Raw genomic sequence first — 13,803 nt, forward strand, 5'->3', positions numbered from 1 at the left:
TGTCTCCATCATGCGCCGGGACGCTCGTGTTGTCAGGGCATCCCGCCCTGCCGGGTGCGCAGGCTCGACAGGTCGACCGAGGCCACGGACAATGCCGGCATGATCGCGTGGTGGGAGGGCCTTTTGCTGGTGGGAGCGGGGGGCGCGCTGGGGGGGCTTGCGCGCTTCTGGCTGTCGCAGTGGATCGACAGCTGCACCGGGGGCCATTTCCCGTGGGGGACATTGGCCGTGAATACTTCGGGCGCGCTGCTGATTGGCCTAGCGCTTGGCCTGGTGGTGGATCCCTCGGGCGCGTCCTGGCTCTGGTTGTTGCTGGTCGTGGGCGTGCTCGGCAGTTTTACGACGGTCTCTTCGTTCAGCCTGCAGACGGTGGGAGTCGCGGAACGGGACGGCCCGCGCCCTGCGATCGTCTACGTCCTGCTCACACTGGGTGGCGGGTTGGCGCTGGCGTATATCGGCCATGCGCTGGGCCGTGCCGCGGGTGGCGCGGGATGACCGGGTACTCGCTGCGCCTGTCCGCGTTCGTCGCCCTGGGGGCCGCGCTGGGCAGCATGGCGCGTTATGGCCTGTCATGGACCGGGCTGCACCTGATGGGAACCGGGTTTCCCTGGGACACGCTGGCGGTGAATGTGGCCGGATCCTGGCTGATCGGGCTTTACGCCGTGATCAGTGCCCCGGAGGGTAGCCGGCCCGCCGATCCGGTGACCCGCCAGTTTGTCCTGGCCGGCTTCTGCGGCGGCTTCACGACCTTTTCGGTGTTCAGCCTGGAGAGCTTGTGGCTGATCGAGACGGGCGATCCCGGGCGTGCGGCGCTGTATGTGTCCGTATCCCTGGTGCTGTGGCTGGCGGGCGTGTGGCTGGGGAGCGCGCAGGGGCGTCGCTGGAATGCCGCCGCGTCACGCGGCTGAGGTCGGTCGGGCCTGACGGCCTGGTCATGGACGGGGCGCGGCCGCGACCGTAGACTTCCCGGTCGTTTGTGAACGGATTACCGACATGCTGGATATTCGCAGTCTGCGCCAGGACCTGGACGCGACCGTGGCGGCGCTGGCCAGCCGCGGCTTCGAGTTCGACCGCGAGCGCTTCGAGACGCTGGAAGCGCGGCGCAAGGACCTTCAGGTTCGTACCCAGGAACTCCAGAACGAGCGCAATACCCGCTCCAAGGGGATCGGGCAGGCCAAGGCGCGGGGCGAGGATATCGAGCCCCTGAAGGCCGAGGTCGGCCGTCTGGGTGACGAGCTCAAGCAGTGCGAGGCCGATTTGCACGCCGTGCAGCAGGAGCTGGACGCGCTGCTGATGCGCATCCCGAACCTGCCGCAGAAGGACGTTCCCGTCGGCAAGGACGAGGCGGCGAACGTCGAACTGCGCCGCGAGGGAACCCCGCGCGAGTTCGATTTCATCCCCCGCGACCATGTGGATCTGGGTCTGCCCGGCGGCTGGCTGGATTTCGAGGCGGCGGTACGCGTGGCCGGCTCCCGCTTTGTGGTGATGCGCGGCGAGATGGCGCGTCTGCACCGGGCGCTGACCCAGTTCATGCTCGACCTGCACACCCAGCAGCATGGCTACCAGGAGACCTATGTCCCGTATCTGGCGAACCCGGAGTCACTGGAGGGAACGGGCCAGCTGCCCAAGTTCGACGAGGATCTGTTCTCGGTGGACTGCGACCAGCGTTTCCGGCTGATCCCGACCGCCGAGGTCACGCTGACCAACCTGGTGCGCGAGCAGATCCTCGGGGCCGGTGCGCTGCCGCTGAAGATGACCGCCCACACCCCGTGCTTCCGCTCGGAGGCGGGCAGCTACGGGCGTGACGTCCGCGGCCTGATCCGCCAGCATCAGTTCGAGAAAGTGGAGCTGGTGCAGGTGGTGCATCCGGAGCAGTCCGATGCGGCCCTGGAGGAGCTGCTCGGGCACGCGGAGGCCGTGTTGCAGGCACTGGAGCTGCCCTACCGCGTGATGCTGTTGAGTACCGGCGACATGGGCTTTGCGTCCGCGCGCACCTATGATCTGGAGGTCTGGTTGCCGGGCCAGCAGGCCTACCGCGAGATCTCCTCGTGCTCCAATTTCGAGGCCTTCCAGGCGCGGCGCATGCAGGCGCGCTTCCGTCCGGAAGCAGGCAGCAAGCCTGAGCTGGTACATACTATCAACGGCTCCGGCGTCGCGGTGGGGCGCGCCCTGGTCGCCCTGCTCGAAAATCACCAGCAGGCCGACGGTTCGATCGCGATCCCGGAGCGACTGCGCCCCTATCTCGGTGGAACCTCGTTGCTGAAGCCGCCGTCTGAACAGTAAGTTGATTCAGACGGAGTGGGTGTGAAACCAATCGGAAAGCCAGTCGCGATCGCCAGCCTGCTGGCGCTGCTGCTGTGCTGGCCGCTGTGGGCGCAGGCCGAGATCGAGGAGGGCTTCGATTTCGACGATGCGCCGCGCATCATCGGCCTGCACACCCCGGACTGGTTCGAACTGAGCTTTCTCGACCTGCCGGAAGACCTGGAGCGCGCCGTGGAGCGCGGCAAGCAGGGGCTGGCCGTGTACTACGGGATGGACGACTGCCCGTACTGCGAACAGCTGTTCGAGGTGAATTTCGAGAAAGAGGACATTCGCGCGCAACTGTCGGACAACTTCGATGTGGTGGCGATCGATGTGCTCGGAAACCGCGAAGTGACCGGGCTGGACGGCGAGATCAAGTTTGAACGCGAATACGCTTCTGAACAACGACTTAATTTCACTCCTTCAATTGCTTTCTATGATGCTGACGGCGAGCGCATCCATCAGATGCGGGGCTACTATCCACCGTATCGGTTCCGTGCGCTGCTCGACTACGTGACCGAGCGTCACGACCGCGAGATGAGTTTTCGTGATTATCTCGACCGCGCCGATCCTCCACCCAAGTTCGACACGGACGACATCAACGAGCGCGACTTCTTCATCAACGAGCCGTATGCGCTGGATCGGAGCAAGATCCCCGCTCAACGGCCCTTGGTGGTGTTCTTCGAGCGCGAGGCCTGCCATGCCTGCGATATCCTGCATACCGAGCCGCTGCAGGAAGACGAGGTGCTGGACCGCATCGCCCTGATGGATGCCGTCCAGCTGGACGCCGAGGACAGAGACACGCCGGTACTGACCCCGGACGGTCAGCGCACCAATCCGCGCGACTGGGCGGCGGAACTCGATGTGCACTGGGCGCCGACGATGATCTTCTTTGACGAGGCGGGCGAGGAGATCATCCGCATTGACTCGGTCGTGCACCTGAACCGGCTGCGCAACGTGATGGACTATGTGCTCACGCGCGGCTATGAGGACTATCCGACCTTCGAACGCTGGCGCGCCCAGCAACCATAGCCGTTAGGGAAACACTGATTCATGCACACGTTCGCGTTGGTACCCCAAGGGGCTCGGCCGCCCGTTGTTATCAAAAACTGGCGCGCGCACCGCGTTGCGGCTCCCTTGTGCAGAATGACTGCACGGCGGTCACCGCGCCTTGTTCGCACGCAAAAGCGACTCGAGCGCGAGCGTGTACATGAATCAGTGTTTCCCTAGGCGGCCGAGGACCGAACTGCATGCATTTTGAACGTGACTTCGTCGTGCGCAATCGCGATGTGCTGGAGGCCATTGTGGCCCGCGCTCATCGTGTCGCGCTGGGGATCTTTGTGCTGACCTTCAGCGGCTACGGGATCGCCGTCTGGCTGTGGTTCCAGGAACAGATGTGGGCGGCGCTGATCACCGCGACCGTCAGCTACCTGGTGTTTCGCCAGTTCCGCATGCTGGCGCTGGGGATCGCGCGCATGCCGTTGCGCGGCGATCCCGAGGCGCTGGAGGCGACCCGGGCACTGGATAACGCGCTGGAAGAGGATCGGCCGCACCCGGTGCTGGCGGAGCTGGAGGCCCACCTGCGGGCGCTGGATGAGGAGGGATCTCCGGAGGCGCCGTCGCAGGAGGGTGAAGACGGCCGGTCGGGCCGAGACTAGGGAGACGCTGATTTAATCGCACGTCCGCGTTGGTGCCCCCTATTTTCCGAGACAAGGCGCGTCGTGGAGCGGGTAGTGGTTCTACCCGCAAGCGGCGCAACGCAGGATCGGGGAACAGGGGGCACCAACCCCACAAGCTATTGAAAGCAGGGGCTCGGCCGCTTTTGCGCGGGAACGGCGTTGCGGCTCCTTTGTGCAGAATGACTGCACGGCAGTCACCGCGCCTTGTTCGCACGCAAAAGCGACTCGAGCGCGGACGTGCGATTAAATCAGCGTCTCCCTAGAGCTCGACGCGTACGCCCAGCTTCTGCCCGATCACGCGGGCTACGGTCTCGTGCAGGTCGTCCCCGTTACGGTCATCCAGCCAGGCATCTTCGTCCTCGTTGTAGCCGAAGTGGGCCGGGCCCTCGGGGGAGGACAGCCAGATCTGCTGCGCAGCCTCCTGGCGGTTCAGGATCATCTGCGCGCCGTCCTCGAACTCGAGGGTCAGGACACCATCGATCAGGTCGATGTCCAGGTCGTCGAGACCGTCCTGGTCGCTCAGGCGGTTGTAGATCTCGTCGAGGGTCTGTTCGGCAAATACGGCGAAGGAGGGCTGGCTCATGGGTCTCTCGGTTCGGTCGATGCTTGTGGCGCGGGCAGTATAAAGGAGGAAGCGCTGAAGGAAGCGATGTCGGCGTTCCGGACGGGGTCAACGTCTTCTTATGCTCGCCAGGCGGCGATGGCCAGGCCCAGCCAGCCGAGGATGAAGGCGGTGCCGCCCAGTGGCGCGATGGCCCCCAGTACGCGCGGGGCGCCCAGTGCCAGGGCATACAGGCTGCCGGCAAAGAGCAGGATGCCAAGCACGAAGGCTACGGCGCTGGCGGTGGCCCAGCCGCTGGCCAGGTGCGACCACAGCGCTGCCAGCAGCAGCAGGGCGAGGGCGTGGATGAAGTGATACTGGACGCCAGTGTGCCAGGTGGTCAGAGCGCGCTCGGACAGCCGTTCCTGCAGGGCGTGCGCGCCGAAGGCACCGAGCACCACCGCGATGGCGGCGAGCAGGGCCCCGATCACGACCAGGGCGCGGATCATCGGCTCGGTCTCCGTACCTGGCATTAGGCGTCGTCGCCCATCTCGCTGTCGTAGTCCTTCCCGGGGATCCAGCCGTGCTCGCGGGCGCGCTCGATCGCTGCATCGTGGATGCGCGTGTGGCGCTCGCGAAGCTCGGGCGGGAGGTTGGCGATGCGCAGGTCGTACTTGTCCCACTCGGCGTTCACCTGGTCGTGCAGCTGCTGGATGCGCCCGAGGTCCCAGCCCTCGCAGGTCTCGGTCTCCGGCAGGAAGCCGAAGACCCAGGCATCGCGGATAATATTGCCGACCGGTGTCATCCCGCCGTACAAGTCATTGTGGATGCCGATGTAGTGGCGGCGTCCGGAGCGTCTGGCTGTAGTCATGCGCGTAGTGTAGAGGCACGCCGGCCAGGCGCAAAGCACATTCTTTACAGACCGGAGAACTCACGATGCAACCTGCGGGCGACAGCCTGAATCGAATGCGGATCCGCGTCCTGCTGAAGCTGATGGTGCTGGGCGGTGTAATTGTGTTCGCCGGTATTCTGGCGAGCTACGCGCTGTCCATGCTGGGGGGCGGTGAGGCCGAGCGCCGCGTTGTCGAGCTGGATGCGATCGCCCCCGGCGAGCTCAAGCGGCTGGACTGGGAGGGTCGGCGCATTCTGGTGCTGCACAGGGACTCGGCCCTGCAACAGGCGCTGGGCGAGGATGACGAGCTGGTCGATCCGCGCGCCCGCCGGGGCCAGCAGCCGGATGGACTGGAACTGCCGCTGCGCAGTCTGCGGCCGGAGTGGCTGGTCGTGATCGGCGAGAGCACTGATCTCGGCTGTGAGCTGGACCTGGTGCATCCGGACGTGGCGGAGGACTGGTCCGGCGGGTTTGTGGATCGCTGCCGCGGGGGGCGCTATGACGCCGCCGGACGGGTGTATGACGGGCAGGACGCCCGGCGCAACTTGCCCATCCCCGAGTACCGCTTCTCCGGAGACGACCGGCTGATTCTGGGTGGTTCGTGACCGGTGAGCCGGGCGTGGGTCCCGCGGGTCGGACTCAGGATTGCGCAGCGGGTGCGTAGACATCGAAACGCACGCTCTTGCCCCTGACGCTGCCCTGGGGTGTGTCGGGACCCAGGGCAGGGGCATGCAGGGGCCGCTTGACGACGACCCGCCGCGTGGCCGCCTCGCGCAGCCGTTGCAGAGTGGTTTCCGGCTCGGGGTCCGGGTCGCCCTCCATCAAGGCCTGGGTCAGCTGCATGTCCTTCTTGACCGCGGCGCGCTTGGCCCGCTCCGGAAACATGGGATCGAATACGGCGGCGACGGGCGGCGTGCTCAGGGTCGCCGGCGCGGCCAGGCCCGCGTGCAGCGTGATGCGCTCGACGATCGGGGCCAGCGCCTCGTCATGGGCGGCGCGCTGCAGGGCATCCGCCAGCAGCAGGTAGACGACCGGGTGGCGTTCCCAGGCATCCACGCGGAAGCCGTGCGCGGCCAGCAGCAGCGTATCGCGCCCCAGGCCGGCGGTGGCGTCCACCACATGGCTGTCCCGCGCGATGTTGCCCATGGCCCGGATCAGGCCCTCTCGCTGATGCCCGCTATGGGCCAGACGATACCCCTGACGACCGGTGGCAAAGTCCAGATGCAGGCACAGTTCGCGCCGACCCTCCTCACGGATCAGTGACAGACCGTGTGCGCCGACCTCCAGTACCAGGGGCGCCTTGCCCGGGTGACGATAGCCCTGGGCGTGCAGGTAGCGGTCGATCTCCCGGGCTCGGACCTCCTGCCCGGGTTCTGCGCGGACTTGAAGGGTCACGGTCAGTAGTGCGGCGGAGGCGGCTCGTTGCCGTCTCCGGGGCCGCCGCCCTGGTCCTCGAGTTCCCGCAATCGGTCGCGGAGCCATTGGAGCTGGCGGCGCAGCGCCTGATTCTCCTGCTGGAGCTCGTGCTGGACGCGAGCCTGCTCGTCCTGGGTGTACTCCTGATGCGCCAGGCGGACTTCCAGCGCCTCGATCCGCGCGATCAGCTCGCGATCGGTACGGGATGGATCAGCTGACGACATGGCGGGGCTGTCCCTGGGCGAAAGAGCGGATGTTGGCCGCGACCTCCTCGATCACGCGCTGGCGGGCACTGCGAGCCGCCCAGGCCGTATGCGGGGTCAGCACAAGGTTCGGGATGTCCGCTGCCAGCAGGGGGTGGTCCGCGGGTGGGGGCTCGGGCTCCAGGACGTCGATGCCGGCACCGCCCAGGTGGCCTGCTCGCAAGTGCCGTGCGAGGGCCTCGGGATCGACCAGACCGCCCCGGGCGGTATTGAGCAGGATTGCCCCAGCGGGCATCTGCCGCAGAGCGTTGTCATCGATCAGGTTGCGGGTCTCCGGGGACAGCGGGCAATGCAGGCTGATCACGTCGCTGGTCGCCAGGAGCTCGGGCAGCGGGATTAGATCCGCGTCACCCGCAGGCGAGGGCACCACCTTCCGCAGGCTGGCGGCCACTTGGATCTGCATGCCGAAGGCCCGGGCGACGCGGGCCGTGGCCTGGCCCAGTACGCCATAGCCGATGATGCCCAGGCGCATGCCCGCCAGGGTCCGGATCGGGTGATCGAGCAGGCAGAACTGGTCGGAGGTGCTCCAGTGGCCGGCGCGGATATCGGCGCGGTAGTCGTCCAGCCGCGTGACCAGCGTCAGTAGCAGGGCAAATACATGCTGTACCACGGAGTCCGTTGCGTAGTCGCGCGCGTTGCTGACGGTGATGCCGAGCCGGCTGGCGGCGGCAACATCGATATTGTTGGTGCCCGTAGCTGCCGCGCAGACCAGCTTCAGGTTTGTGGCCGCGGCCAGAAGCGAGTCGTCCAGTACCACCTTGTTCGTGACCACTACCTCGGCATTTGCAATGCGGGCGGCGATGTCGTCTGTCTCTGTGCGCGGGTGCAGATCCCAGTTGGGTAGCGCCTCGTGCAGGGGGGCGAGGTCCAGGTCGTCACGATCCACCGTGGACAGGTCGAGAAATACCCCGTGTCGCAGTTCAGTCATGGCGGTTACCAAGGGAAAATGACGTTGCGACGCTTGCGGATAGGAGCAGTACCCCCGGCACGACGCGGCTTGTCTCGGAAAACCTGGGGTACCAACGCGAGCGTGTACATTGATCAGTGTTTCCCAACAAAAGGGCCCCGCATCGCGGGGCCCGAATCGCTTGCCTGCCAGCCTGCGACTGTTAGTTGTCGCCCATGAAGGCGTGGAACAGGTTCAGCAGGTGGAGGAACATCACATAGAGGTTCGCGTACAGCGAGACCGTCATCATGATGTAGTTGGCCTCCGGGTCGTGGATCATGCGGCTGGTGTCGAACAGGATCGCAGCCGACAGCAGCAGCACCACGGCCGCCGAGATGGTCAGCGACAGCGCCGGGATCGCCAGGAAGATGTTGGCGACGATCGCCAGTAGCGCGACGATTAGGCCGACCACCAGGAAGCCACCCAGGAAGCTGAAGTCCTTCTTGGTGGCCAGGGCGTAGCCGGACAGCGCGACAAAGGCGACCGCCGTGGCGGTAAAGGCGTTGCCGACGATCTGCGGCCCGTTGGGCAGGCCCAGGTACATGCTGAGGATCGGGCCGAGGAAGAAGCCCAGTACGCCGGTGAAGGCGAAGGTCAGCACCAGCCCGAGCGCGGAATTGCGCGCGGCATGGATGGCGAACGGCCCGCCAATCAGAACCGCCAGCAGGACCAGCCAGTGCACCGCCGGGGCGCCCACGGCCATTGCCACGAAGGCCATCACTGCGCTGAATGCCAGCGTCACAGACAGCAGCATGTAGGTCTGGCGGATGACCTTGTTGGTCGAGATGGTCTCGCTGATGGAACCGGTACTGGACGGGTTGCGGCTCGAGCGAACGATCTGGTCTCGGGACACGGGTCAACTCCTCATTGGGTTCGTAACCTGCTCAGTGTAGCGATTGACGCGGGTGGGTGCAGCCCTTTTCGCCGTCCGTGGCGCGGGCTTTCGCCATCACTTGATCGGTTCACCTACACGTTCGGAGATTTCCTTCACCGCGTGGTCGGTGGACTTGAAGATGTTGTCCTTGCCGATGATGTCCTCGAGCCCGGTACGCTGCATGACCTCCAGTACCTGCGCCTTCACGCCGGCGAAGACCAGGGTGATGCCGCGCGCCTTCAGGCGGTGCACCAACTGGTGGATGACTTCCTCGCCGGAGGCGTCGATCTCGTTGATGCCCTTGCCGACCACGATCAGATACTTGGCCTGCGGGTGGCGGGCAATCAGGTCCAGTACCGCGTCCTCGAAGTAGGGGACGTTGGCGAAGTACAGCGAGCCGTCGAAGCGCATCAGGCCGACCTTCTCGTTGGTCTCCAGCCCGTAGCGCTGGGCCTCGCGAAGCGTCCCGTCGTCGTAGCGGGCCAGTTCGCACACGCGCGGCTGCATGGTGCGGTACAGGTACAGCACGATCGCCAGACCGGCGCCCATCAGGATGCCGTAGTCGAGGTTCGGGGCCATCGCCAGGGTGGCGATGAAGGTGACCACCGCGGCCGCCCCGTCATGCTTGTTGGCGACCCAGGCGTGCTTGATCGCCTTGAAGTTGATCAGTCCGACCACGGCCATCATGATGATCGCCGCCAGCACCGACTGCGGCAGGTGATAGATCAGCGGTGTCAGGAAGAGCAGCGCGATCCCGATAATCACGGCCGTGAATACCGACGCCAGACCGGTGCGGGCACCCGAATTCAGGTTGACCGCCGAGCGCGAGAATGAACCACTGACGGGGTAGCCCTGGGTGAAGCCGCCGGCGATGTTGGCCAGGCCCTGTCCCATCAGCTCCTTGCTCGGGTCCAGACGCTGGCCGGTGCGGGCGGCCATGGCCTTGGCGATCGCAATGGCCTCGGTAAAGCCAACCAGCGCGATTACGAAGGCCGTGGTCAGGAGCGTGGTGATCGTGCCGAAGGTGATCTCCGGGGCGGTGATGGACGGCAGACCCTGGGGCACGTTGCCCACGACAGCGCCACCGCCATTGAGCGAGACCTCATCGCCGTCCACTTGCTCGATCCGCCACGAGGTGCGCTCGGCGCGTTCGCGTTCGGCATCCGTCATGTGATCATCGGCGATGAAGCGTTCGGGTTCGTCGTCCGTCGCCGGGAGTCGGCGCAACGTCGTGTTGCGCAACTCGTCGCGCAGCGGGGCGAGCTCGGCGCGCAGTTCGTCACGCTGCAGTTCGGCCTGCTCCTGCTCGAAGCGCAGGGCTGGTGCATCGCCACGGGCCGCCTCCTGGATCTCGAGTTCCAGTTCGCGCACGCGGTCATCCAGATCGGCCGCCTGTCCCCGCTTCTCCTCGATCTGCTGGGCGAGTTCGACCAACTCGCCAGGCGCGATCTGGGCCAGCGTGGTGTCGGCCTTGCGCTCGTACCCGATCAGCCAGGAGACCAGGATGGTGACGACCACTGCGACCAGGACGCCCGGAATCTTCGGGGCGACGCGCTTCATGCCAACCATCAGGGCGATCGCGCCCAGGCCAAAGGCGAGGGTGGGCCAGTGGGTGTGGCCCAGCTCCAGCACGACACCCCAGAGACCCAGGAGGAAGTGGCCGGAGGTGTCGATCGGAACCCCCAGTAGCTTGTTGATCTGGGACAGCCCGATGATGATCGCGGCGGCGTTGGTAAAGCCGACAATCACCGGGTGGGAAATGAAGCTTACCAGCGCGCCCAGCTTGAACAGGCCCATGACCAGCTGGATCACGCCCACGATCAGGGCGAGCGCAATCGCCAGCATGATGAATTCGGATGAGCCCTCGGCCGCAAGCGGCACCAGGGCCGATGCCGTGAGCAGGGATACCACTGCCACCGGGCCGGTGGCGAGCTGATTCGAGGAACCCCACAGCGCGGCCACCATTACCGGCAGCAGTGAGGCATAGAGCCCGTATACCGGGGGCAGGCCGGCCAGCTGCGCATAGGCCATGGATTGCGGGATCAGGACCAGGGCCACCGAGATCCCGGCGATCAGATCCGCGTTGAGCGTTTCCTTGGTGGGACGCCAGCTCAGGAACGGAAAGATGCGCAGCAGGATCGAATTCATGGCGGTACTCGCTTGGCCTGTTCGTGACGAAGACGACGGCTAGTCGAGCGATCCCGCGCACCCGGCGCACCCGGGCCGTATGGCTGCCAGGGCCGTCGTCACGTGATTGGCAGCCATGTCTGGCCCGGGGTTGGGCCGGGCGCAGTCAGGGGAGGGGGGGATTATAGAAGGTCGGCTTATTTTCTTCTATCAAAGGTATTCAATGCGACATATAGCGTAGAGGATATGTGCAAGCGATCGGTTGAACGCCAAAGACCGCAAAAAAAAAGCCCCGGTCACCAGTGGCGACCGAGGCCTTTCAGCGTATGCTTCGGCGTGGCTTACTGCGGGGGTGCCATGCCCGGGCTGCCGCCCTGCTGCATCTCCTGCTGCAGGGTTTCCAGACGCGCGATGATGTCATCGATGTCTGGATTCTCTTCGCGCATCGCGGCCATCAGGTCTTCACGCAGTGATTCCTGAGCGGAGATGATCTCCTCGTCCTGCGCAACCGCCTGCTGGGCCTCCTGCAGGTTCATCTGCGCCTGCTGGACGTCTTCGGACTGGATCACCTGCTGGCGTTCTTCGGCACTCAGGTCCGGGTCGCGCAGGCGTTCTTCGGCGCCTTCTAGGGTTTCAAGATCCTGGCGCGGCTGGTAACCGGCCTGTTCCATCTTGTCGAGCACGAGGTTTTCAAGCTCTTCGCCCTTGCGCTCCAGATCGGGGTTGTTCTCGATCGCCTGCTGCTGGGTCTCGGCCAGGGTTTGCTGCAGCTGCTGCATTTCCATTTGCGGGTTGGCTCCGCCTTCCTGCTGCCCCTGCTGGCCCATGCCCTGGGCCATCACCAGCGGGCTGGCGAGCGCGAGCGCGGCGGCGGCAATCAAACCGGCTAGAGGCCGGGAACGGTTCGTCATAACAACTCTCCTCGTGAAAGTACGGTGGGAAGCTTAGTGCGTGGCGACTTAACAACAGCTTAACAGGGGCAGGCCGAGGTTTCCGGGGCACCCCGGTTTCCGTTGCAGGCTTCTCGTTTTTCGCCGCTCTCGGGAAACCCTGATCCATGTACACGCTCGCGCTCGAGTCGCTTTTGCGTGCGAACAAGGCGCGGTGACTGCCGCGCAGTCATTCTGCACAAGGGAGCCGCAACGCCGTGCGCGCGCCCGTTTTTGATAACAACGGGCGGCCGAGCCCCTTCGTTCATTAAGTTGCGGGGTTGGTACCCTAGGTTCCCCGATCCTGCGTTGCGCCCCGATTCAATCAAGAACGGGCGGGTAGAACCACTACCCTCTGCACGACGCGTCTTGCCTCGGAAAACCTGGGGTACCAACGCGAGTGTGTACATTAATCAGTGTTTCCCTTGGGCCGTGGGGTTCCGAAAAGCGCAATATCCGGCGCCGGCAGGTGGATCTCCCAGCCAAGATGCGCGGCGATCCAGTGCAGGGTGTCGGGCCCGTAGAAGGCCACATGGGTGGGGTCGCGACGGTAGTGCCAGCGATGAAAGGCCGCCGCGGGGGGCGGCCAGCCAGTCATGATCGCAAGCGTGCCGCCGGGGCGCAGCAGGGTGGCCATCTCGCCAAGGGTGGCGATCGGGTCATGGAGGTGCTCAAGGACCTCGGTACAGGTGACGAGATCGAAACGGTCGGCGGGAGCGGGCCGTGCGGGGGTGAACACCGGGTCATATGACTGCATGGCATAGCCGTGCGCACGCAGCATGTTCGCCAGCACCGGATGGGGGCCGCAGCCCCAGTCGACGCCCTGCGCCGGTGGTGGGCAGTGTGCCTCCAGCGGTGCAAGCAGGCGGCCCAGAAACCGCCGATATCCGGGGTCATCCGGCCGGTTTTCGTGCGTCTGGTAGTACTCGCGCTCGAACGCGGGGGTGGGCCAGCAACGGCGCTCCAGAACAATCAGCGAGCAGGCCCGGCAGCGCTGGTAGTCCCCGGGCGAGGGGTCGCGCACCCCGCGGCTGAAAAACGGGCGCAGAAGGCTGGCGCACAACGGACATCGGGCCATGCGTCAGTGTTTCCCTAGCGGCGCAAAAAGCGGAACCAGGACGCGATGTTCAACAGGCTCATCAGGGACTGGGCGAGGTAGGTATAGGCCGCGGCCTTCAGGATGCGCTGGGCATGGGGATAGTCCGGCGGGTGCAGGTAATTGCCCCGGCGCAGCATCGGCAGGGCGCGGCGAAAGCTCGCATCGAACTCGGTGGGCAGGGTGACGAAGTGCACCAGCGCGGCGATCCCCATCGACAGGATCCCGGCCAGGAAAAACAGGATGCCCGGCGCCGGGTGCCGGGCGATCAGCGTGATGATGGGGATCGCAACCAGCAGCCAGGCCCCGATCTGCTGTCCGTAACGGGACAGGCAGACCAGGTTGCTGCGCATGCGCAGGGGTGGGTAGTCCTGGGCGTGCTGGACCGCGTGCCCGACCTCGTGCGCAGCCACCGTGATCGCAGTGAGCGAGCGACCGTCGTGGTTGTCCTCCGACAGCCGCACGGCGCGATCGAACGGGTCGTAGTGGTCGCCATCGCGGGTGGATTCGACGCGCACGTGGTGCAGGCCATGGCGATCCAGAAGGTCACGCGCCAGCTCGGCGCCGGTGCCGTCGTAGCGGTCCTCCGGCTGGCTGTACTTCTTCATCGTCTGGCGTACCCACCAGCTCGGTGCCCAGGCCAGAAGCAGCACGAGCGGTGCGAGCAGAATCAGCAGTCGCATGCCTTCATCATGGCGCGACTTCCCCTTCGGGGGAAGTCACCCGGGCGAATCCTTCC

Annotated in this window: 17 protein-coding genes; 6 read left to right on the plus strand and 11 right to left on the minus strand. The window is 65.6% G+C overall.

The window, feature by feature from the left end; all coding sequences use genetic code 11:
• The first annotated feature begins 99 nt into the window (after positions 1-99).
• The 5 genes from F579_RS0101260 to F579_RS0101280 all read left to right on the plus strand — a co-directional run bounded on the left by F579_RS0101260 (position 100) and on the right by F579_RS0101280 (position 3,959).
• Entirely contained in the window at positions 100-495 is a 396-nt protein-coding gene (locus F579_RS0101260; RefSeq protein ID WP_051076702.1) for a CrcB family protein, read from the plus strand.
• Complete coding sequence (crcB, locus tag F579_RS0101265; protein WP_019024630.1) at positions 492-908, plus strand: fluoride efflux transporter CrcB; 417 nt, start codon at positions 492-494, stop codon at positions 906-908. Before F579_RS0101260 ends, crcB begins: the two co-directional genes overlap by 4 nt.
• A gap of 85 nt (positions 909-993) precedes the next feature.
• Complete coding sequence (serS, locus tag F579_RS0101270; protein ID WP_019024629.1) at positions 994-2,283, plus strand: serine--tRNA ligase; 1,290 nt, start codon at positions 994-996, stop codon at positions 2,281-2,283.
• Between the two features lie 21 nt (positions 2,284-2,304).
• Positions 2,305-3,333, plus strand: a complete 1,029-nt coding sequence (locus F579_RS0101275; RefSeq protein WP_019024628.1) for a thioredoxin fold domain-containing protein — start codon at positions 2,305-2,307, stop codon at positions 3,331-3,333.
• A gap of 218 nt (positions 3,334-3,551) precedes the next feature.
• Positions 3,552-3,959, plus strand: coding sequence for a hypothetical protein (locus F579_RS0101280; RefSeq protein WP_019024627.1), 408 nt, complete (start codon positions 3,552-3,554; stop codon positions 3,957-3,959).
• 280 nt (positions 3,960-4,239) lie between these two features.
• On the opposite strand, the gene cyaY is transcribed toward F579_RS0101280, so the two are convergent.
• From cyaY to F579_RS0101295, 3 genes are all read right to left on the minus strand, one after another.
• Positions 4,240-4,563: an iron donor protein CyaY gene (gene cyaY, locus F579_RS0101285; protein WP_012982299.1), complete on the minus strand. Its 324-nt coding sequence runs from the start codon at positions 4,561-4,563 to the stop codon at positions 4,240-4,242.
• 98 nt (positions 4,564-4,661) lie between these two features.
• Entirely contained in the window at positions 4,662-5,054 is a 393-nt protein-coding gene (locus F579_RS0101290; RefSeq protein WP_019024626.1) for a DUF423 domain-containing protein, read from the minus strand.
• Positions 5,054-5,326: a hypothetical protein gene (locus F579_RS0101295; protein ID WP_018139187.1), complete on the minus strand. Its 273-nt coding sequence runs from the start codon at positions 5,324-5,326 to the stop codon at positions 5,054-5,056. The genes F579_RS0101290 and F579_RS0101295 overlap by 1 nt, the downstream gene beginning before the upstream one ends.
• Before the next feature lie 131 nt (positions 5,327-5,457).
• Between F579_RS0101295 and F579_RS0101300 the strand changes: the two genes are divergently transcribed.
• The gene (locus tag F579_RS0101300) at positions 5,458-6,018 is read left to right on the plus strand and encodes a hypothetical protein (protein WP_019024625.1); all 561 of its coding nucleotides are present in this window, start codon (positions 5,458-5,460) and stop codon (positions 6,016-6,018) included.
• Between the two features lie 34 nt (positions 6,019-6,052).
• Here F579_RS0101300 and F579_RS0101305 read toward each other — a convergent pair whose 3' ends face one another.
• The 8 genes from F579_RS0101305 to F579_RS0101340 form a co-directional block, all read right to left on the minus strand.
• Positions 6,053-6,808, minus strand: a complete 756-nt coding sequence (locus F579_RS0101305) for a class I SAM-dependent methyltransferase (protein ID WP_019024624.1) — start codon at positions 6,806-6,808, stop codon at positions 6,053-6,055.
• A 2-nt stretch (positions 6,809-6,810) separates the two neighbouring features.
• On the minus strand, positions 6,811-7,053 hold the full coding sequence (locus F579_RS14790) for a SlyX family protein (protein WP_081616882.1): 243 nt from the start codon (positions 7,051-7,053) through the stop codon (positions 6,811-6,813).
• Positions 7,040-8,020 (minus strand): D-2-hydroxyacid dehydrogenase, encoded by a 981-nt coding sequence (locus tag F579_RS0101315; protein WP_019024622.1) that lies wholly within the window; start codon positions 8,018-8,020, stop codon positions 7,040-7,042. The genes F579_RS14790 and F579_RS0101315 overlap by 14 nt, the downstream gene beginning before the upstream one ends.
• Positions 8,021-8,201: 181 nt before the next feature.
• Entirely contained in the window at positions 8,202-8,891 is a 690-nt protein-coding gene (locus F579_RS0101320; RefSeq protein ID WP_018139182.1) for a Bax inhibitor-1/YccA family protein, read from the minus strand.
• A gap of 96 nt (positions 8,892-8,987) precedes the next feature.
• Positions 8,988-11,060, minus strand: a complete 2,073-nt coding sequence (locus tag F579_RS0101325; RefSeq protein WP_019024621.1) for a SulP family inorganic anion transporter — start codon at positions 11,058-11,060, stop codon at positions 8,988-8,990.
• Positions 11,061-11,380: 320 nt separating this feature from the next.
• Positions 11,381-11,950, minus strand: coding sequence for a hypothetical protein (locus F579_RS0101330; RefSeq protein ID WP_019024620.1), 570 nt, complete (start codon positions 11,948-11,950; stop codon positions 11,381-11,383).
• 427 nt (positions 11,951-12,377) lie between these two features.
• Entirely contained in the window at positions 12,378-13,046 is a 669-nt protein-coding gene (locus tag F579_RS0101335; protein WP_026301071.1) for a class I SAM-dependent methyltransferase, read from the minus strand.
• Positions 13,047-13,060: 14 nt separating this feature from the next.
• On the minus strand, positions 13,061-13,747 hold the full coding sequence (locus F579_RS0101340; RefSeq protein WP_019024618.1) for a zinc metallopeptidase: 687 nt from the start codon (positions 13,745-13,747) through the stop codon (positions 13,061-13,063).
• Positions 13,748-13,803: the final 56 nt, after the last annotated feature.

The sequence above is a fragment of the Thioalkalivibrio sp. ALJ21 genome, assembly GCF_000378605.1.
GTDB lineage: Bacteria > Pseudomonadota > Gammaproteobacteria > Ectothiorhodospirales > Ectothiorhodospiraceae > Thioalkalivibrio.

Coding starts and splice junctions, on each gene's coding strand:
- crcB (WP_019024630.1), top strand. CDS start 492: ATGACCGGGTACTCGCTGCGCCTGTCCGCGTTCGTCGCCCTGGGGGCC.
- F579_RS0101325 (WP_019024621.1), bottom strand. CDS start 11,060: ATGAATTCGATCCTGCTGCGCATCTTTCCGTTCCTGAGCTGGCGTCCC.
- cyaY (WP_012982299.1), bottom strand. CDS start 4,563: ATGAGCCAGCCCTCCTTCGCCGTATTTGCCGAACAGACCCTCGACGAG.
- F579_RS14790 (WP_081616882.1), bottom strand. CDS start 7,053: ATGTCGTCAGCTGATCCATCCCGTACCGATCGCGAGCTGATCGCGCGG.
- F579_RS0101260 (WP_051076702.1), top strand. CDS start 100: ATGATCGCGTGGTGGGAGGGCCTTTTGCTGGTGGGAGCGGGGGGCGCG.
- F579_RS0101340 (WP_019024618.1), bottom strand. CDS start 13,747: ATGCGACTGCTGATTCTGCTCGCACCGCTCGTGCTGCTTCTGGCCTGG.
- serS (WP_019024629.1), top strand. CDS start 994: ATGCTGGATATTCGCAGTCTGCGCCAGGACCTGGACGCGACCGTGGCG.
- F579_RS0101330 (WP_019024620.1), bottom strand. CDS start 11,950: ATGACGAACCGTTCCCGGCCTCTAGCCGGTTTGATTGCCGCCGCCGCG.
- F579_RS0101315 (WP_019024622.1), bottom strand. CDS start 8,020: ATGACTGAACTGCGACACGGGGTATTTCTCGACCTGTCCACGGTGGAT.
- F579_RS0101300 (WP_019024625.1), top strand. CDS start 5,458: ATGCAACCTGCGGGCGACAGCCTGAATCGAATGCGGATCCGCGTCCTG.
- F579_RS0101335 (WP_026301071.1), bottom strand. CDS start 13,046: ATGGCCCGATGTCCGTTGTGCGCCAGCCTTCTGCGCCCGTTTTTCAGC.
- F579_RS0101280 (WP_019024627.1), top strand. CDS start 3,552: ATGCATTTTGAACGTGACTTCGTCGTGCGCAATCGCGATGTGCTGGAG.
- F579_RS0101295 (WP_018139187.1), bottom strand. CDS start 5,326: ATGACACCGGTCGGCAATATTATCCGCGATGCCTGGGTCTTCGGCTTC.
- F579_RS0101290 (WP_019024626.1), bottom strand. CDS start 5,054: ATGCCAGGTACGGAGACCGAGCCGATGATCCGCGCCCTGGTCGTGATC.